This window comes from Acinetobacter sp. T63 (genome assembly GCF_053852345.1).
Genome location: NZ_CM132659.1, coordinates 1,145,998 through 1,165,182 on the forward strand (window position 1 = coordinate 1,145,998; position 19,185 = coordinate 1,165,182).

22 protein-coding genes are annotated in these 19,185 nt (G+C 46.3%); 18 read left to right on the top strand and 4 right to left on the bottom strand.

The window, feature by feature from the left end; all coding sequences use genetic code 11:
- The first annotated feature begins 150 nt into the window (after positions 1-150).
- Together ACVLR6_RS05475 and rhlB are read left to right on the top strand one after the other, a co-directional pair.
- Positions 151-363, top strand: coding sequence for a cold-shock protein (locus ACVLR6_RS05475; RefSeq protein ID WP_005177104.1), 213 nt, complete (start codon positions 151-153; stop codon positions 361-363).
- A 95-nt stretch (positions 364-458) separates the two neighbouring features.
- Positions 459-1,610, top strand: a complete 1,152-nt coding sequence (gene rhlB / locus ACVLR6_RS05480) for an ATP-dependent RNA helicase RhlB (RefSeq protein WP_005177106.1) — start codon at positions 459-461, stop codon at positions 1,608-1,610.
- 112 nt (positions 1,611-1,722) lie between these two features.
- Here rhlB and ACVLR6_RS05485 read toward each other — a convergent pair whose 3' ends face one another.
- Positions 1,723-2,103, bottom strand: coding sequence for a hypothetical protein (locus ACVLR6_RS05485; RefSeq protein WP_005177108.1), 381 nt, complete (start codon positions 2,101-2,103; stop codon positions 1,723-1,725).
- 224 nt (positions 2,104-2,327) lie between these two features.
- Between ACVLR6_RS05485 and ACVLR6_RS05490 the strand changes: the two genes are divergently transcribed.
- The 14 genes from ACVLR6_RS05490 to ACVLR6_RS05555 all read left to right on the top strand — a co-directional run bounded on the left by ACVLR6_RS05490 (position 2,328) and on the right by ACVLR6_RS05555 (position 15,548).
- Entirely contained in the window at positions 2,328-2,903 is a 576-nt protein-coding gene (locus tag ACVLR6_RS05490) for a nitroreductase family protein (protein WP_034597478.1), read from the top strand.
- A 30-nt stretch (positions 2,904-2,933) separates the two neighbouring features.
- The gene (locus tag ACVLR6_RS05495) at positions 2,934-4,007 is read left to right on the top strand and encodes an NAD(P)H-dependent glycerol-3-phosphate dehydrogenase (protein WP_016658361.1); all 1,074 of its coding nucleotides are present in this window, start codon (positions 2,934-2,936) and stop codon (positions 4,005-4,007) included.
- 84 nt (positions 4,008-4,091) lie between these two features.
- Positions 4,092-4,547 (top strand): phosphohistidine phosphatase SixA, encoded by a 456-nt coding sequence (sixA, locus tag ACVLR6_RS05500; protein ID WP_163142241.1) that lies wholly within the window; start codon positions 4,092-4,094, stop codon positions 4,545-4,547.
- 33 nt (positions 4,548-4,580) lie between these two features.
- Positions 4,581-5,720, top strand: a complete 1,140-nt coding sequence (gene gspL / locus ACVLR6_RS05505; protein ID WP_180103454.1) for a type II secretion system protein GspL — start codon at positions 4,581-4,583, stop codon at positions 5,718-5,720.
- Positions 5,720-6,199, top strand: a complete 480-nt coding sequence (gene gspM, locus ACVLR6_RS05510) for a type II secretion system protein GspM (RefSeq protein WP_075175184.1) — start codon at positions 5,720-5,722, stop codon at positions 6,197-6,199. The genes gspL and gspM overlap by 1 nt, the downstream gene beginning before the upstream one ends.
- A gap of 90 nt (positions 6,200-6,289) precedes the next feature.
- Entirely contained in the window at positions 6,290-7,291 is a 1,002-nt protein-coding gene (locus ACVLR6_RS05515) for a quinone-dependent dihydroorotate dehydrogenase (protein ID WP_016658357.1), read from the top strand.
- A 4-nt stretch (positions 7,292-7,295) separates the two neighbouring features.
- Complete coding sequence (locus tag ACVLR6_RS05520; protein WP_152342328.1) at positions 7,296-7,871, top strand: CvpA family protein; 576 nt, start codon at positions 7,296-7,298, stop codon at positions 7,869-7,871.
- Positions 7,872-7,895: 24 nt separating this feature from the next.
- Positions 7,896-9,434: an amidophosphoribosyltransferase gene (purF, locus tag ACVLR6_RS05525; RefSeq protein ID WP_005177128.1), complete on the top strand. Its 1,539-nt coding sequence runs from the start codon at positions 7,896-7,898 to the stop codon at positions 9,432-9,434.
- Positions 9,435-9,524: 90 nt separating this feature from the next.
- Positions 9,525-11,414 carry a M48 family metallopeptidase gene (locus ACVLR6_RS05530; RefSeq protein WP_455995991.1) on the top strand — a complete coding sequence of 630 codons (1,890 nt, stop codon included), beginning with the start codon at positions 9,525-9,527 and terminating at the stop codon, positions 11,412-11,414.
- A gap of 136 nt (positions 11,415-11,550) precedes the next feature.
- Positions 11,551-12,222 (top strand): hypothetical protein, encoded by a 672-nt coding sequence (locus ACVLR6_RS05535; protein WP_455995993.1) that lies wholly within the window; start codon positions 11,551-11,553, stop codon positions 12,220-12,222.
- On the top strand, positions 12,219-13,187 hold the full coding sequence (locus ACVLR6_RS05540; RefSeq protein ID WP_455995995.1) for a 2-hydroxyacid dehydrogenase: 969 nt from the start codon (positions 12,219-12,221) through the stop codon (positions 13,185-13,187). The genes ACVLR6_RS05535 and ACVLR6_RS05540 overlap by 4 nt, the downstream gene beginning before the upstream one ends.
- Before the next feature lie 82 nt (positions 13,188-13,269).
- Positions 13,270-14,709, top strand: a complete 1,440-nt coding sequence (locus ACVLR6_RS05545; RefSeq protein ID WP_455995997.1) for a M48 family metalloprotease — start codon at positions 13,270-13,272, stop codon at positions 14,707-14,709.
- Positions 14,710-14,747: 38 nt separating this feature from the next.
- A complete protein-coding gene (locus ACVLR6_RS05550) occupies positions 14,748-15,143 on the top strand; it encodes a GFA family protein (protein WP_168416327.1) in 396 nt (131 codons plus the stop codon).
- Between the two features lie 48 nt (positions 15,144-15,191).
- Entirely contained in the window at positions 15,192-15,548 is a 357-nt protein-coding gene (locus tag ACVLR6_RS05555) for a hypothetical protein (protein WP_075166807.1), read from the top strand.
- Positions 15,549-15,665: 117 nt separating this feature from the next.
- Here the strand turns inward: ACVLR6_RS05555 and ACVLR6_RS05560 are convergent, their stop codons facing one another.
- Positions 15,666-16,112 (bottom strand): GatB/YqeY domain-containing protein, encoded by a 447-nt coding sequence (locus tag ACVLR6_RS05560; RefSeq protein ID WP_005177146.1) that lies wholly within the window; start codon positions 16,110-16,112, stop codon positions 15,666-15,668.
- 33 nt (positions 16,113-16,145) lie between these two features.
- Positions 16,146-16,361, bottom strand: coding sequence for a 30S ribosomal protein S21 (rpsU, locus tag ACVLR6_RS05565; RefSeq protein ID WP_001136722.1), 216 nt, complete (start codon positions 16,359-16,361; stop codon positions 16,146-16,148).
- Between the two features lie 147 nt (positions 16,362-16,508).
- Here rpsU and tsaD point away from each other — a divergent pair, with 147 nt between their 5' ends.
- The gene (gene tsaD, locus ACVLR6_RS05570; RefSeq protein WP_075175188.1) at positions 16,509-17,525 is read left to right on the top strand and encodes a tRNA (adenosine(37)-N6)-threonylcarbamoyltransferase complex transferase subunit TsaD; all 1,017 of its coding nucleotides are present in this window, start codon (positions 16,509-16,511) and stop codon (positions 17,523-17,525) included.
- 129 nt (positions 17,526-17,654) lie between these two features.
- Positions 17,655-18,086 carry a GFA family protein gene (locus tag ACVLR6_RS05575; RefSeq protein ID WP_104484024.1) on the top strand — a complete coding sequence of 144 codons (432 nt, stop codon included), beginning with the start codon at positions 17,655-17,657 and terminating at the stop codon, positions 18,084-18,086.
- 71 nt (positions 18,087-18,157) lie between these two features.
- Here ACVLR6_RS05575 and ACVLR6_RS05580 read toward each other — a convergent pair whose 3' ends face one another.
- Positions 18,158-19,030, bottom strand: coding sequence for an ATP-binding protein (locus ACVLR6_RS05580; protein ID WP_180108397.1), 873 nt, complete (start codon positions 19,028-19,030; stop codon positions 18,158-18,160).
- Positions 19,031-19,185 lie beyond the last annotated feature (155 nt).

The following is a 19,185-nucleotide window of genomic DNA, read 5'->3' on the forward strand; positions in this document are numbered from 1 at the left end:
CGCCCTATTACAAATTGGATGTAACCGGGATTTTGTTAATAGTTATACAGAATGATTACAAGCTTAGAAATAAAAATATTTTTAAACTTTGTTTACTCTGCTGTTTGCAACACCGGGTGGTCCTTCTTTTTAATCAATGAGGATTAACTTATGACAGCTCGTGAACAAGGCGTAGTTAAATGGTTCAACGACACTAAAGGTTTTGGCTTTATTCAACGTAACGGCGGCGACGATGTATTCGTTCACTTCCGTGCGATTCAAGGCGAAGGCCACCGTTCACTTCGTGACGGTCAACGTGTTGAGTTCAGCGTAGTTAAAGGTCAAAAAGGCTTCCAAGCGGAAGAAGTACAACCTTTAGACTAATCGTTGGATTAATCTGAAAAACGCTCCATCTATTGGGGCGTTTTTTGTTTATAATATGATACGTTTTTGTGATTAATAAGTTAGAGCACATTTTTATGTCATCTGGTTTTGAAACCTTAAATTTACATCCGAAACTGAGACAAGCTATTGCGGCCTTAGGTTTTAAGGAAATGACGCCCATTCAGCAAAAGGTTTTAAAATTTACTTTGGCTGGACATGATGCCATTGGTCGCGCCCAGACCGGTACCGGCAAAACCGCTGCCTTCCTCATTAGCGTAATCAATGACTTATTGAATAATCCGGTGAAAGAGCAGCGTTTCCGTGGTGAGCCGCGTGCCCTGATTCTGGCACCGACCCGTGAACTGGCCTTACAGATTGAAAGCGATGCCAAAGAGCTGGTGAAGTTTACCGACCTACATGTAGTGACCTTGTTGGGCGGTGTCGATTTTGACAAGCAAAAAGCGCAGCTGGATAAAAACTTTGTCGACATTATGGTCGCGACCCCGGGTCGTCTGATTGACTTTGTCGAGCAAAAAGAAGTCTGGCTGGATCAGCTGGAATTTCTGGTGATTGATGAAGCCGACCGTTTACTGGATATGGGCTTTATTCCATCGGTAAAACGGATTGTGCGTTTTTCACCGCGTAAAGAGCAGCGCCAGACTTTAATGTTCTCAGCCACTTTTAGCTATGATGTGCTGAATCTGGCCCAGCAATGGTTATTTGAACCGGTGACTGTCGAAATTGAACCGGAAAAGAAAACCAATGCCGATGTCGAGCAGCGCGTATATATGGTGTCGAATTCAGACAAATATAAACTGCTGCAAGATATTTTGCGCGACGAGCCGATTGAAAAAGTCATGATCTTTGCCAACCGCCGCGATCAGGTGCGCCGTCTGTATGACCATCTGAAACGTGATGGCTATAAAGTGGTGATGCTATCTGGTGAAATTGCCCAGGATAAACGCCTGAAAATGCTGGACCAGTTTAAAAATGGCAAGCACAACATCATGATTGCCACCGATGTTGCCGGACGCGGCATTCACGTCGATGGTGTATCGCATGTGGTGAACTTTACCTTGCCAGAACAGTCAGATGACTATGTACACCGTATTGGTCGTACCGGTCGTGCTGGTACGCGTGGGGTGAGTATCAGTTTCCTGGCCGAAGATGATGCCTTCTATTTGCCAGAAATTGAAAAAGCCATCGGGCAAAAACTGCCATTAACCCGTTTAGATGGTTATTGCTAGACTTTACTATGTCGTGTTGTTGCTGAGGCAGCTACCCGCATCAAAATGAAAAAATGGATCAGCTCCAAAGGACCTGATCCATTTTTTATTGCATCTTTTGATTACGTTCAGATTAGTTGGCCTGACAGCGGAAGGTGAGTACGGTCTGATAATCATCATCCTGTGCCAGCTGGGCATTACGACCCGAGATGGTGCCGAGCACAGTCGCGGCAGCCTGAATCATCTGTCCGGTCTGTTCATCGACCACGCCTTTTAAAGCGCCGTTATAAGTGGTCTGTTCATCGACCACCACCGGTGTAGCGCGGCTACCACAGGTTTTGTTGGCCGCACTAATCGCATTGTTTTTGGAGATGATATTGCTTTTACCTAAACCGGTGACTTCGTACTGATTATTTTCTTTCTGAATTGCCAGCGAAGAGGTCGGGTTTGAAGCACAGGCGGTCAAAAATAGCGCAGCGGTGGCTGCAGCACTTAAACCAATCAGCTTGTTCATGTGTGGTCCCCATATTTTATTTGTTGAATCAGTCATCTATCTAAACATATCTACACTTTTAGAGTTTGTAGAAGCTGTAAAGAAATGCAGTTTTATATAGTGGCTCTGTGACAGACAAGCCGGCCATTAAAACTCAGGATTTATACAAATAACCCAACGCAAATAGAGTAAATTCTGTGGTTTATGCTAATCTTGAGGCAGATTTTATAGATAGATATAAGCCAATGACGGATACAATGGAAGCTACGGTTCATCAGAATATTCATCAACGTCAGTCGATTGGGCATCTGGTCGAGCCGGCACCGAATGCAGCGCAGCTGGAGCGTGCCTTTCAGGCAGCCTTGACCGCGCCTGATCATCATCGTTTAAAACCGACCCGTTTTGTGGTGATTCCGGCAGAGCGCCGCGAAGCTTTTGGCGAGTTGCTGGTACAGGCTCTGGCCGATTTAGGCCAGACCGATGCGGTGCAGCTGGAACGTGTGAAACATCATCCTTTCCGGGCGCCATTACTGGTGCTGGCACTGACCAAATTCCAGCCGCATCCTAAAGTTCCGGACTTTGAGCAAACCTTAAGTACCGGGGCGGCGGTACAGAATTTCCTGCTGTCTTTGCAGGCCCAGGGCTTTGCCAGTATGTGGCGCAGTGGTGCCGTGGTTGAATCAAAATTATTGAAAAAAGCTTTGAAATTAAATGAAGATGATTTAATTTCAGGCATCATCTATATTGGAACTGCCGCAAAAGCGATTGCGCCGCGTGCGGACATTCAGACTGACGCCTATGTCAGTTACTGGACGGAATAAGCATCGCATACGGCTGAGGATATAAAAATAATGTCAGAATTAAATTTTGCCAGTCTGGTAGAACCGGTCAATATTGATCAGAAAACCGCATTAAGAATTACCGTCTTGGGTGGGGGCAGTTTTGGTACCGCAATGGCCAATACCGCGGTGCGTAACGGCTGCGATACCATGATCTGGATTCGGGATGAAGCCACCGCTGAAGAAATTAACCGCACTCATATCAATAAACGCTATTTGCCAGATTTTCCTTTAGAGCCGGGCTTAAAAGCAGTATCGGATCTGGAACTGGCGGTGCGCGACCGCGATATTATTTTGGTCGCCATTCCAAGTCATTCTTTTCGTGATGTGCTGAAGCAGATTAAGCCGTTTATTACTTCACAAGCGGTGGTATCCCTGACCAAGGGCATTGAGGCCAAAACCTTCTGCTTTATGAGCGATATTATTCGTGCCGAATTGCCAGAAGTGCCGTATGGCGTGCTGTCTGGCCCGAACCTGGCCAAAGAAATTGTAGCCGGGCAGCCCGCCGGAACCGTGATTGCCAGCCAGTCAGAACTGGTGCGTTATGCGGTGCAGCAGGCACTGCACAGTGCTTTATTCCGTGTATTCGGTAGTGATGATGTACACGGGGTGGAACTTGGTGGGGCGTTAAAAAATATTTATGCCGTGGCCATGGGCATGGCTGCCGCGTATAACGTCGGTGAAAATACCAAGAGTATGATTTTAACCCGTGCCCTGGCTGAAATGAGCCGTTTTGCGGTCAAGCTGGGCGCCAACCCGCTGACGTTCCTTGGTTTGTCAGGTGTCGGTGATTTATTTGCCACCTGTAGCAGTCCATTGAGTCGTAATTATCAGGTGGGGTATGCACTGGGCAAAGGTAAAACCCTGGAACAGGCCACACAGGAACTGGGCCAGACTGCAGAAGGGATTAATACCATTGTGCAGGTCAAAGCACGTTCTGAAGAGCTGGATGTGTATATGCCAATTACCAGCGCCTTGTATGATGTGATTTATGAAGGACAGCCGCCGCTGACGATTGCACTGGCACTCATGAAAAATGGCCATCGTAGTGATGTAGAGTTTGTATTGCCGCATCATGAGGTATAAATTGGTTAAAATATGACAGTTTGATGAACCGAACTGTCATATTTACTGCTTATAATGCGGACAAAATGAAATAAGGAAATGTATATGCAATTGACCCTAGTGCGTCATGGTGAAGCTTCACCACCCGTGCATGGTAATGATATTAAACGTCCCCTGACCGAACGTGGGCATACCCAGGCACAGCAAACGGCAGAGTATTTAAAAGATCTGATCCGTCCGGATGTGTTTGTGGTTAGTCCGCTGTTACGTGCCCAGGAAACGCTGGCGCATATCCAGACCTATTTTAAAGATGTGCCTGTGGTGATCTGCAATACCATTAAACCGGATGATGATGCGACTCAGGCTATTGAGTGGTTATCGCATTTGCCTTATGAATCAATTGCCGTGGTGTGTCATATGAATGTGGTGGCCCATATTGCAGAGCAGTTAACCGGGGAATCTTTCCATCCTTATGCGCTGGCAGAAGCGCGTATTTATGAGCAGGCGGTCATTGCTGCAGGTTTATCGACACAAATAAAAAGTTTTATTCCAGACGCATAACAACACACTTTATTTCATGGCAGTACAATAACAATGTTGCAAATATGGATGCCGGAAGCCAATGGGGTTTGGCAATGGTCGAGCGGGGAGTACTGGGTTCAGGCCAATACCCTTGAAGACCTGATTCAGGCGATACAGCTTCATCAGGGTGAAGAAGCAGTGGTGTATTTCCCGAGCCGGGATATACAGATGCTGCAACAGCAGATGAACAAGGCCCAATACAAGCAGCTGGGGCCAGAGGGGATTAAATTCCTGCTAGAAGAGTTTGTGGTATTGCCAATTGATGCCATGAAAGTGCTGCATCATTTTCAGCAGCCGGACCGCCTGACTTTACTTGGTGTGGCGCAAAGCCATGTCGAAACCTTGCAACATGCTTTGGCGCTATTGCCGGTCAAAGTCACGGCCTTATTGCCAGACTTTTTATTGCTGCCAGTGCCTGAGCCTGATCATATTGTGCTGGCCAATGTCTGTGGCCGGTTGCTGGTACGTGAAAATGAATATCTGGGCAGCTCGGTCGATGATCTGGCTTTATTTCTGGATTATCAGGCGCCTGAACAGCGTTATCAGATCAGTAATTTTACCGCCGAACAGATGCACAGTATTGAGGCTATCAGCACGCATGAGCAGTTAAGCTCTTTCCATTATGAAGTGCCGGTGCTGAAAAAAGTCAAACAGCATCCTTTTAATATTTTACCCAAAGCCAAAAGTGAATCGGGCATTTCGGGTTACTGGAAAGCCTGTGCTGCGGTATTTTTGGGGATTCTGGTGGTGCAGTTCAGTTATGATGCCACGCGCTGGTATCAGTATAAAAAAGTCGCGAATCAGACCGCGGTGCAGGCGATTGATCAGTTTAAATACTGGTTTGGGCAAAACTATCCGGTCACCGAGCAAAATATTAAAAGCCAGTTTGAATATCAGTTAAAACAAAGCCAGACTGCCGATACCCAGGCCTTACAGTTGCTCAGTCGGGTCGGGCCGGTATTGATGCAGAATCAGATTGTGGCCAGACGGGTCAATTATGATCTGTCCAGTCTGAATATGGAATTGCAGGCCAGTTCCGCAGCCAGCTTGCAGGCATTGACCCAGCAATTAAACCAGCAAGGCTTTAAGGTCGAGCTAGGTAATATTCAACCGGCCGCCAACGGCGCAATCGGACTGGTGAAAATACAATAATGAAAGCAGTAGAAAAAATTCAGCAGCGTTGGGATCAGTCGCTGGAAAAATTAAATGACTATTTAGATACGCTGAGCTTGCGTGAACGGATCATGGTGATTTTTACCGGTATTTTTGTGCTGGTGGCCGCCGTCGGATCGGCGCTGTGGTATATGCACGGCGCAGCAGATCAGCAGCAAAAACGGCTCAATACCTTAAAAGATCTGGTGGTGTGGATGCAAAGCAACGCCGTGACCATGAAGCCGGCCGGGGATGTACAGCTCAGCAGTCTGGAAAAAGTACAGCGCGTGGCACAGCAGCAGGGTTTATCGGTTGCATCGCAGCAGTCGGGTGAAAAAATTCAAATTGTAAGCAGTCATGCACAATATTCTGTGCTGGCCAATTTCCTGACCCAGCTGGCACAAATGGGATTAAGCATTGAAAAAATGGAATTAATTTCCGATGCCGGGCAGATTAAATTAACGGCGACAGTGCAATAACCGGTAAAAATAAACAATGGTCAAGCATGGTGTTTTCAACAATCTGGGCCTATAATAGGCCGACTTAAAAAGCCGTAGACTTTTGCCGATATGTTGTATTCTCTTGCCCGCCCTTTGTTGTTTTCTTTGGCACCGGAGCGTGCACATGAGCTCACATTATCTTTATTAAAATCAGGTCATAAAATGGGCCTGATGCGTCAGCAGGTGGCAGCAAAACCGGTCACCTGTATGGGTATTGAATTCCCGAATCCGGTAGGTCTGGCTGCAGGCCTGGACAAAAATGGTGCCTATATTGATGCACTGGCCGCTCTAGGTTTTGGTTTTATTGAAATTGGTACCATCACCCCGCGTCCACAAGCCGGTAATCCACATCCGCGTCTGTTCCGTTTACCGCAGGCCAAAGCCATTATTAACCGCATGGGTTTTAATAATGATGGCGTCGATAAGCTGATTGAAAACGTCAAGGCCGCCAAATTTAAAGGCGTACTGGGGATTAATATTGGTAAAAATGCCGATACTCCGGTAGAAAAAGCGGTTGATGATTATCTGATCTGTTTAGAAAAAGTTTATAATTACGCCTCTTATATTACGGTCAATATCTCATCACCAAACACCAAGAATTTGCGTAGTCTGCAAAGCGGCGATGCCCTGACCGAGCTGTTGCAAACCTTGAAACAGCGTCAGTTGGCGTTGGCCGAAGAGCATCAGCATTATGTACCGTTGGTGCTGAAAGTTGCGCCAGATTTAGAACCATCCGATATTGAATTTATTGCCCAGCAATTACTGCAATTTAAAATTGATGGTTTAATTGTGACCAATACCACCTTGTCTCGTGAAGGGGTAGAGAATTTGCCACATGGCGATGAAGCCGGTGGTTTATCGGGTGCGCCAGTATTTGAAAAGAGTACCGCGTGTCTGGCAGCCTTTGCCAAAACTTTAGAGGGCAAAATTCCTTTAATTGGTGTTGGTGGTATTCTTTCGGGTGAGCAGGCAGTTGCGAAACGCAATGCCGGTGCAACTTTGGTACAAGTGTATAGCGGTTTGGTCTATACTGGCCCGGAACTTGTGAAAGATTGTGTAGACGCACTTTAAAGTCATGAACGCCATCGATATCTTTATACTGATTATTCTGCTCATTGGAGGGCTTAACGGTTTGCGTCAAGGATTTATTAAAGCCTTTGCGAACTTGGTCGGTTGGATTTTTGCCCTGATTGTGGCGGCAAAATATGCTTCCGTTCTAGCGCCTTCAATGACCGCTCTCAGTGCTGATCCGGTGGTTCAGAAAATTGCGGCCTTTGCTTTTATTGTGTTGGTGATTGTGGTGCTGACCTGGATGGTGAGCGCATTATTAAACCGCATCTTGAAATCGCTGAAACTGGGCCCATTAAATCGTTTAGTCGGTGGTGCGTTTGGTACCCTCAAAGGTCTGCTGATTGTGCTAATTGCCATTCAGGGCATTGGGCCGTGGGTCGAAAGTTCGCCGCACTGGAAACAGTCCAAATTTATTCAAACCCTTTTACCTTATGCGCCTTGGGCCACACAAATGTCCAAAGATGCCGCCAATGAGGCTTTACAGCACATCAAATCAGAAGATGCTCCGAAATCTTCTGGTTCTTCATCTGAACCTGAACGAAAGGGCGCAGATGAGTCAACGAATAATCCTTTTTATTAATCCTAGCTGGTCTGCGAGGTTGCTATGTGTGGAGTAGTTGGTATAGCTGGTAAATCACCTGTTAACCAAATGTTGTTTGATGCATTAACGATGTTACAACATCGGGGACAAGATGCAGCTGGGATTGTCACTTGCCATGAAGGTCGCTTGTTCTTGCGTAAAGACAACGGCATGGTACGTGATGTATTCCATACCCGTCACATGCGTGCCTTGCTGGGCAACTACGGGATTGGTCATGTGCGTTATCCGACGGCAGGTTCATCTAGCAGTGCAGAAGCGCAGCCGTTTTATGTGAACTCGCCGTACGGTATTACGCTGGCGCATAACGGTAATCTGACCAATGCCGAAGAAATTCATGAAGACCTGTTCAAGACTGATTTACGTCACATGAATACCGATTCAGATTCAGAAGTACTGTTAAACGTTTTTGCCCATGAATTACAAAAACGCGGCAAGCTGGAGCCGGCAGCAGAAGATATCTTCCATGCGGTAACGCGTGTGCATGAGCGTTGTAAAGGGGCTTATGGCGTGGTGGCCATGGTGACCGGTCAAGGGATTGTGGGCTTCCGTGACCCGCATGGGATTCGTCCGTTAATTTACGGTTCGCGTGAAACCGATGAAGGCATGGAATACATCATTGCCTCTGAATCGGTGGCAATTACGGCACTGGGCTTTAAAGTCGAGCGTGACCTGGCACCAGGTGAAGCCATCTTCATTGACTCTAACGGCCAGATGTTTACCCAGCAGTGTGCGGCGCAATCTGAATATCATCCATGTATTTTTGAATATGTGTATTTCGCGCGTCCAGATGCGACCATTGATGGTATTTCGGTATACAAAGCCCGTTTAAAAATGGGTGAGAAGCTGGCGCAAAAAATCCTGCGTGAATGGGGTGAGGAACACGATATTGATGTCGTGATTCCAATTCCAGATACTTCGCGTACTTCGGCCTTGGAACTGGCCAACACCTTAGGTGTTAAATTCCGTGAAGGCTTTATGAAAAACCGTTATATCGGTCGTACCTTCATTATGCCAGGTCAGCAGCAGCGTAAAAAATCGGTACGTCAAAAGCTGAACCCGGTTGAGCTGGAATTTAAAGGCAAGAATGTGTTATTGGTAGATGACTCGATTGTGCGTGGTACCACCTGTAACGAAATTATCCAGATGGCACGTGACGCTGGTGCCAAACGCGTATTCTTCGCTTCAGCGGCACCGATGGTGAAATATCCAAACGTGTATGGTATTGATATGCCGGCTAAATCTGAGTTGATCGCCTCTAGCCGTAGCGTCGAAGAAATTCGTGAAATTATTGGTGCTGACCGTCTGATTTTCCAAGATCTTGAAGATTTGAAAGCTGCAGTACGTACCCATAAAGTGCCAGAAGTGAATGATTTCGATTGCTCGGTGTTTGATGGGGTTTATGTCGCAGGCGGTATTGATGAAGCCTATCTGGATAATCTTCAGCAAAAACGCAGCGATACAGCTAAAAAGAAAAAAGACAATTATATCGATGTGAATATTGATGCTGCATCGGTAGATTTGACCGGTTTGAAAGAAGAATAATTCTTGTAAAACTGGCAGGAAAAGCGGGAAATTCCCGCTTTTTTCATTTATGATGTCGCCTAAAGACAATGTAATTTAAGGAAATTTACATTGAAAGATGTAGGTTACTACTTTATTAAAAACAAGAATATGATGTGGTCTGCAAGCCTGTGTCTGCTTGCGGTCATCCTGACCATTTTTATTTTAAATACTGTACTGGGTTTGCTGGTGCATTATATTGATGCTTCGCAGTCCATTTACTGGCATAGCTTAAGTCCTTATCTGGTCGCGGTACTGCTGTCTTTAATGGGCATTTCCATTGCCATTGAATTATATATTTTCCGTTCTGGCGGCCACTCACTGGCCAAGCAGCTGTGTGCACGTCGTTTAAGCCTGATTGAAAGCACGCCGGAAGAAAGTGTTGCCTTAAAAATTACCGAACAGCTGGCCGATACCTTCGCGATTGATACGCCGGCGCTGTATGTCCTGCCGGATGAAGTCGGGGTAAATGCACTGACCGCCGGTTTTTATCCACGCGATATTGCGATTATTCTGACCTGGGGCGCCTTGCAAAACCTGGATGAGCAGGAACTGTATGGCTTGCTCAGTCATGAGTTTCATCAAATTTTAAGTGGTGAAACTGCGGAAAATACCAAGCTGAAAATTCTCTACAGCAGCCTGACCACGTTTAGCCAGTGGGGCAGTAAAGTGGCCAAACTCGGCTTTGGCAAGCAGTATTACAACACCGCTTATGCACCTGCCACGCCTTTTGTTGCACTGGGCGGCATGATCTGGCTGATTGGCAGCTTAGGCATGCTGATTACCCGTTTTATTAAATATTTAAACCTGAGCGGGCGTACCTTTAAAAACGACCTGAAAACCAAACGTTTAATCCAGAACAATGCCAATATTCAAACCCTGCTCAGGATTTATGTGCACCATGCCGGTTCGCAAATTCACAGTGAATATTCGGAATCGATTGCGCATATGTGTTTTGCCAACTCGCTGAGTCCGCAAAGCTGGTTGAATATCCATCCGAGTATTGATGCGCGGATTTATGAGTTAAATCCGGCACTGGTGCAGGATCTACAACTGGAAAACCTGAAAAAGCTGCGCAGCCAGCCCTGGTTTGGTCTGTTTCGTTCACTGGAAGAGGTCAATGGTGAATATTATGCGCCGTGGAGTTCGCCGCAACCTTTGCCTTTATTGCGATTATCCCCGATTAGCTTTGCCATTAAAGATGCAATCAAGCCGCTGAAACCGGAAATCCGCCGTAATATGCCGCGTCCGGAACTGATCCAGCGTGCCTTGCAGACGGCCACTGGTTCGCGTGAGGTGATGATGGCAATTTTAATGATTCGCCAATACCGCGAATTTATTCCGCCTGAAGTAGAAGTCAGCCGTGCCATTGTCGATGCCTTGTTAAATCTGGATGGTCGGGTGCATATCTCCATTTTTCTGGAAGCCTGCCAGAATATTGGCGGTATGCCGGCCAGTATCGCGCGGCAGTTTTTGACCAGGCTGGCCAAAATTATTCAGGAAGATGGGGAAATTGGACTGCTGGATGCCTTGCTGCTGGAGCGGGTCAAATCCGAGTTGAACCTGCTGCCGCTGCATACCCCGACGGCGTTGGATGAAGTTAAACCGCAAATTGTACGTTTAATTGATGCCTTGCTGCATGTGCAGCAAATCAATAGCGGCAACCAGCTGGAAGTGCGGGAAAAAATTTTACAGCGCGTACTGACACCGTATGAAATGTCGCTGTATGAAGAAATTTCCGATGAGCCAATTGATCTGGCAGAAATTCTGAATGATATGGCCGGGCTGTTGTTGCGTGACCGTTTAAGTATTCTGGGTATTGCTGAAGCCTGTTTGTGGAATGACCGGATTATCACTCAGGATGAGCTGGATGTACTGGAGCTACTGTACTGGCGTTTAGGCTTTGCCACCGAAGAAATGGTTGAGCGTATGCAGAAGAAAAACAGTTTAATGATTATCTAAGGACTCTATTTCTGAGTGCGGTAGGCGGATCGTGTCATCATCATTGAACAGCTTTGATATGACTGGATGCAGAAAGCACAGCAAAACCGGACTAATCCGGCTAGAATAGCCCTATGGACATAAGTGACGATAGCAGATGATTGGGCATCAACGTGAGATTTTGGCAAGTTTGGGAATTGATATATGGATTCCCCGGGACGTTGCATCTCAAAATTTGCCCACATCTTCCTTATGGCGAGATCAGGCCCCGGCAGAACTGCTGACTGAAATTGTCATGCCGGCAGCTGTCGCGGCGACAGTACCTCAAGATATTGCATTACAGCTTAGACAGCCTGTTGCGGAACCACAAGTCTCTCCGCAAGAAAATCCAGTAGAAAGCCCGGCAGAACCTGTCACACCTGCAGCCCTGGTGGAAGTGCAGCCCGCCTTACAGATTGATGCATTTCATCTACAAGCCATTGTTAAAGAACAATATACGATTGTGCTGGATGCCACCCACATCAATGAGTCGCAGCAACAGTTATGGCGCAATATCCAGCGTGCGGCACAGGCAGAATTTTTTGAGCTGAATTGGCCCTTTGCTTTGCCTGAGCTGCAAGATGGCCGGGCGGTCTCGGTGTATGTGCAAGGTTTTCTGGATGCGATTGCACTGGAGAAAAAGATCATTGTGCTGGGGCAATTGCCTCATGTACAGTTAGCGCAAGCTACAGCGTTGCCCGCTTTGGCCGAAATGCTGGAACAGCCATTATTGAAAAAACAGCTATGGCAGGCTATGCAAGATAAAAAACACATGACGGATCAGGAATGAAACAAAAAGTTATCGCATTTAGTCAGGTTGATCAGGACGTTTTAAGCCAGCTGAAACGGCAGTATGACGTGGTAGAAATTAGCCCGAAACTGGGTGATGTTAATGAGCAGATTCGTACTCATGTCCAAGATGCTGATGGCATGATTGGTGCGGGGCGTTTGCTCAATGCCTCTAACCTGACGGGTGCGCGCCGTCTTAAAGTGGTTTCCAGTATCAGTGTCGGTTATGACAATTATGATGTGGACTATCTGACTGAGCAAAAGATTTATCTGTGTCATACACCGCATGTATTAACCGAAACCACTGCCGATTTGGCTTTTAGTCTGTTAATGGGAGCTTCGCGTCAGCTGGCTTACCTAGATCGCTGGACCAAACAGGGTGAATGGAAACGTACCGTTGGTCCGGCCCAGTTCGGTCAGGATATTCACGGCAAAACTTTAGGGATTATTGGTCTGGGCAATATTGGTGCCGCCATTGCCCGTCGTGGGCGCTATGGCTTTAACATGAATATTCTGTACCATAACCGCCGTGAAAATCTGGCCCAGGCACAACCCTTAAATGCGCAATATCGCAGTCTGGATGAGCTGCTACAACAGTCGGACTTTGTGGTGGTCGCGGTGGATTTAAACGCCGACTCGACCGCTTTAATTGGTGCGCGTGAATTTGAGCTGATGCAAAAACATGCGGTATTTGTGAATATTGCCCGTGGTTCCGTGGTCAATGAACAGGCTTTAATTGACGCGCTGAAACAGAAGAAAATTTTTGCGGCCGGTCTGGATGTCTATGAAAAAGAACCGCTGCAAAGTTCGGAGCTCTTTAATCTGGACAATGTGCTGACCTTGCCGCATATTGGTTCGGCGACGGCAGAAACCCGTAAAAAAATGGCCTGGCTGGCCTATAAAAATCTGGTGGATGTGCTGGAAGGCCGGCAGCCGGGCTACGCGGTCAATGGCGGATTTGCGTAAAACTTCCTAACACTTCGTTGCATATTTCTTCGATATTGAATGCTATATTCAAGACACGAGCAGATAATTTGAGAACGGCAATTTGAAACGGTTGTTTTTAGCAGGCAGTTTAGGCCTGCTTACAGCATTCACTTCGACACATGGGGCAAACTTCACCACTTCACCACAATTTAATGTGCCAGAAATTGGCGCAGGGGTGGGACTAATCGATCAGCAAAAAGAACGCATGATTGGTGAAAAAGTCTATCGTGAAGTGCAGCGTCAAATGCCGGTGGCGCAAAATCCGTGGCTGGAAGACCAGCTGTTCTCGGTCTTCTCGCATCTGCTCAGCCAGACCCAAATGGGCCAGCCCATTGGTCTGCTCATTATTAATGATCCGCAAATTAATGCCTTTGCCGTGCCAGGCGGTCTATTTGCCTTAAATACCGGTCTGGTGACTTCTGCGCGTAATATGGATGAAGTGGCCGGGGTGATGGCGCATGAAATTGCCCACGTGACCCAGCGTCATTATAGCCGTTCACAGGAAGCTTTTAAGGGACAGGGTCTGCTGGCACTAGCAGGTGTGCTGGTGGGTGCATTGGTGGCATCCCAGGCCGATGGTGATGCCGGTGCTGCCGTAATGATGGGTTCACAGGCTGCATTAATGGATAAGCAGCTGACCTATAGCCGTAATCAGGAACGTGAAGCCGACCGGATTGGCATGCAATATATGTATACCGCCGGTTATAACCCGCAAAGCATGGCCGATTTTTTTGAGGTAATGCATCGTGCCACCAGCCGGGTCAGTTTCCTGCCAGATTTCTGGTTTACCCATCCACTAACCACAGAACGGATGAGTGAAGCGCGTTTGCGTGCCAACCAGTTGCCACGGGTGAAATCATCATTACGTGATGAAGAATTTGATATTTTAAAACAGTACACCTTGGTGGTATCCAATCAGGCGACAGAGCAGCAATTGCAGGTGCTGGCCAGCCGTAACAACTTTGCTGCACAACTGGCTTTAGCGGCCTTTTATACCCGGCAGGGAGATTATACCTTGGCACAGCAAACGCTGGACCAGGCCAAAAATCATCGCCGTTTACATCATCTTATTAGTTTAATTCAAACTGACATCTATTTAGGGCAGAATAAGCTGAGTGAGGCTTATAAAGTGATCAGTTCACCTGCGCGGATTATGCCGGAGAATCGGGCCTTGAATTACAAGCTGGCTGAAGTGCTGATCCGGCAGAATCAGCCGGCTGAAGCACAGGCACTGGTGCAAAAGTTCCTGAACAGGAATGAGCGCGATTTAAGTGCCTGGCGTTTGATGCAGCAGGCCGCCAATATTGATCGTAGTTCGCCATTACGCACGGTGAATGTATTGCGTTATCGTGCAGAACTGCAATACTGGTCTGGATGGGAGGAAGAGGCGATTAAATCCTTGTTGCATGCCCAGCGTCTGGCCAAAGACAATCAGGCCATGACTGCCAAACTGAAAACACGTACCACAGAAATGCAGCGGGAACGACAGCTCAAAATTTAACAGCATGAAAAATCATAATAACAATAAGGAGAACAATGATGTTACAGGGACAATGTTTATGCGGGCTGGTGTATTACCATTATCAGGCCGAGCTGGAAAAGACCATTTTATGTTTTTGCCAGCATTGCCAGCGTGCGCAGGGGACCATGCTGGGCTGGAATAGCCCGATTGATCAAGCCAAATTTAAAATTGTACGCGGCCAGCAATATTTAAAAGAATATTTTCACAGTCCGAATAAGGCGCGGGTGTTTTGTCAGGAATGTGGCAGCCCGATTTATTCTTACCGTTTAGATTTACCTGGGATTCTGCGTTTGCGTTTGGGAACGGTGACTGAAGGCTATGTGCCGGCGCCGACCGAACAGGCTTTTGCGCATCGAAAACCGCAGTTTTTGCAAGTCAGTCTGCTGGAAACCTCTGTAAGGCATGGGGTTTAAAATGCTAGAATTCTGGCTCTTGGCTAAATAATGATTTTAAATAACGCGATGAAAAAATTATGGATGGGCATATTGCTCTGGGGGAGTCTGTCTGTGGTCCAGGCAGCGAGTGTGGAGCAGTATGTACTGGCGGTTGAGCAGATTAACCAGAGTTATAAGCAGCAGACCCGGCAGTTTTTAAAGGGCTTGAATCCGCAGCAATCGGGTTTTAGTCCGGCGCAGCAACAGCAGTTTTGTGGCATTGTGCAGAATTATATTGATCAGCTGTATAGCGCTGCAGATGAAAACCGTGCCTATCTGGATCCGCAATATCGCAACATGACCAAGCAGGATGTGGCCCAGCAGGTGTATTCATCTAAAGAAATGCAGATGCTGAAAAAATATCAGGTCAATTGTGCACACTGATAGAAGTGACTCAAGAACTGCTTAAAACTTTAGGCAGTTTTTTTATTTTCGGGAAAATAAACTGATACAGCTGTTGATGCTGTTCGGGGAGGAAGTGAGGCGTATGCCTGACTTGAATTAGCTTAATTTGGCTTTAATTTTGGCAGATACTTGTGCAGGATCGGCGCGCCCGGCTATGAGCGGACGCAGAGAATTCATCACCTTACCCATATCTTTCATGCTAGTAGCTTCTTGCGCTGCAATCGTTTGCGCAATGATGGAATCAAGTTCTTCCTCAGTCATAGCTTCTGGTAGAAACTGAGATAACACCTCAATTTCGGCTTGTTCCTTACTAGCTAAATCTTCTCGGCCAGCACCTTCAAAGGCTTTAACCGATTCTTTACGTTGTTTAATTTGCTTTTCAATGACCGCAAGAACCTGAGCATCGTCAAGCTCTTTGCGCTCATCGACTTCGATTTGCTTAATTGCCGCCTGTAGACTACGAATGACCGTTAACTTGTCCATTTCTTTAGCGCGCATTGTCGCTTTCAAAACGTCAGTAATCTGGCTTTTTAAAGTAGTCATGTTTTAATCCAGGCAGTCAATCACAAATTAATCTTAGTAAAGGCGAGTAGTACGTACTGATTCACGCGCCAATTTCTTTTGGTAGCGTTTAACAGCAGCAGCTTTTTTGCGCTTACGTTCTTGAGTTGGTTTTTCGTAGAATTCACGCTTACGTACGTCAGCTAAAACACCTGCTTTTTCGCAAGAACGTTTGAAACGACGGATAGCTACGTCTACTGGTTCGCCTTCTTTCAATTTAACTTGTGGCATGAAGAATCCTCATTAAGTTATGGATAAGATCTGGGGCCGAATTGCCCTCGATCACAAGTGAAGGTCAGTATTTTACTCATTTACATCTCATATCACAAGTCTATAATAGTTCCCGCAATAAATTTGATACAGGTTATAGGCAGTTTAATGATCGTTTTAGGCTTAGAAACATCGTGTGATGAAACAGGACTCGCGCTGTACGACAGTGAGTTGGGTTTACGCGGACAGGTGCTGTATAGCCAGATCAAACTGCATGCCGAATATGGCGGCGTGGTGCCAGAACTGGCCTCACGGGACCATGTGCGTAAACTGATTCCATTAATGAACGAACTGCTTGAGCAAAGCGGTGTGAAAAAATCGGATATTGATGCCGTGGCCTATACCCGCGGTCCGGGCCTGATGGGCGCCTTGATGACCGGGGCTCTATTTGGCCGTACCTTGGCATTTGCCTTAAATAAACCTGCGATTGGCGTGCATCATATGGAAGGGCATATGCTGGCACCGTTATTGTCTGCAACGCCGCCTGAATTTCCATTTGTTGCACTTCTGGTTTCAGGGGGGCATTCACAGCTGATGGCCGCGTATGGCATTGGTCAGTATGAACTGCTGGGTGAGTCAATTGACGATGCCGCCGGTGAAGCCTTTGATAAAGTGGCCAAGATGATGGGCTTGCCGTATCCGGGTGGCCCGAATATTGCCAAACTGGCTGAGCAGGGTGATCCAAATGCCTTTGCTTTCCCGCGTCCGATGTTGCATCAGGATTTAACCTTTTCCTTTAGTGGTTTAAAAACTGCCGTTTCGGTACAAATGAAGAAACTCGGTGATGAAAACCGCGATGCCGATATTGCCGCCAGTTTCCAGGAAGCGATTGTGGATACTTTGGTGAAAAAATCGGTGAAAGCATTAAAGCAGACCGGTTTAAAACGTCTGGTAATTGCTGGTGGCGTGAGTGCCAACAAGCGTTTGCGTGAACGTCTGGAAGCCGATTTAGCCAAGATTAAAGCCACGGTTTATTATGCAGAGCCTGCGCTGTGTACCGATAATGGTGCCATGATTGCCTTTGCCGGTTATCAGCGTTTAAAAGCAGGGCAGCAGGATGGTTTGTCTGTGACCACGACTCCGCGCTGGCCGATGACGGAATTGACCAATCCAGAGCAAGCATAAAAGATCATGTAAAAGAGGCGAAAGCCTCTTTTTTATTTTTATCAACATGATAAACCTTGTTGAAGGTGTTCGAGTTTATTTAAACTCTATGCCAAACTACGAATTAAAAATAAGTTGTGAGAATAAAAGATGTATACGGGACGTTGTTTATGTGGACAGGTTAATTTTTCCATTCAACAGAAAATTCATACAATTTATCATTGTCATTGCAGTTTGTGCCGAAAGCAGAGTGGTACTGGTGCAAATGCTGCAACCTTAGTTCTTCAGCAAAATTTTAACTGGGAATCCGGTAAGAATACTGTCCATACTTATAAGAAGGACAGTGGCTTTACCTCATCTTTTTGTACTCAATGTGGATCCCCTGTACCTAATCAAGTGGGAAAAACGGATTATATGTGGATTCCTTTAGGTCTACTGGAAAATAATCTTCAACCAGAGCGGCGATTAAATTTTTGTCTTCAGTCGAAAACTGCTTGGATACCAACAATCGTTGCAGATCAGGATTATGCTGAATTACCAGAGTGGACGGTATTAGCATCACATTTTCAGTCGGATAGTTGATATTTTAGATATGCCATTTAATAAGAAAATGCCCAATTAAGTTTATTGGGCATTGAATGAATTGAAACATTTTACAAAGATTTTAACTGCGCAGACCCAATCCAGTGCTTCGAGAATTGATAAGCGGCACGACCAGAACGCTGCCCACGCGCCTGACACCAGCGTAAAGCTTCGGCACGCGCTTCAGCGGTGAGTTCCATCTCCGCCTTTTGCAGATAATGCTCGACAATTTCTAAATACAGATTCTGATCCATTGGATAAAACGACAGCCACATCCCGAAACGATCAGACAGCGAAATTTTTTCCTCAATCGCTTCCTGTGGATGCAGCTCGGTATATTGTGGCACATCTACCCGCGTTACTGGTGTATTTTCATGCATAAACTCAGGTAATAAATGCCGGCGGTTACTGGTGGCATAAATCACAAAATTACTTGAACCGGACTGTAATGAACCATCCAGCACGCTTTTTAAAGAACGATAATTTTCATCTTCGGCGTTAAAGGCCAGATCATCACAATAGACAATAAATTTTTCCGGCCGATCTGCAATCAGTTTTTGAATTTCAGGCAAATCCGATAAATCATCACGTTCAATTTCAATTAACCGTAACCCTTGTGCTTCATACTCGGTTAGCAGGGCACGCACAATGGAAGATTTTCCGGTACCACGTGAACCGGTAAGCAGTACATCATTGGCCGGTAAGCCTTTTAAAAACTGCAAGGTATTTTGAATTACTTTTTCTTTTTGTTTTTCAATGCCTTTTAAATCTTCCAGATAGATTTTTCGTGGCTGGTAAATGGCTTTTAACTGTTGATCCTGCCATTTAAATGCCGATGCAGAAAAATCGGTGGCTTGCTTGAGTTCAGGCAAATGTTGCTGGAGCTGCTGTAAAACGGTTGCAAGCGAGGTGAGAATATTATCGGGTAAATCAATATGCGCCATGATTATTCAGCTTTTCGGTCTAGGTCAAAAGATTATCGGGTGCACAAACGACTGTATACCAAGGCGAAATGATTTAGCAATGAAAACATGAATTATGCAATTGAAGAATGTCTGAAATTTCTGCATAGTTAGGAGACATCGACAGATCAGCGCCT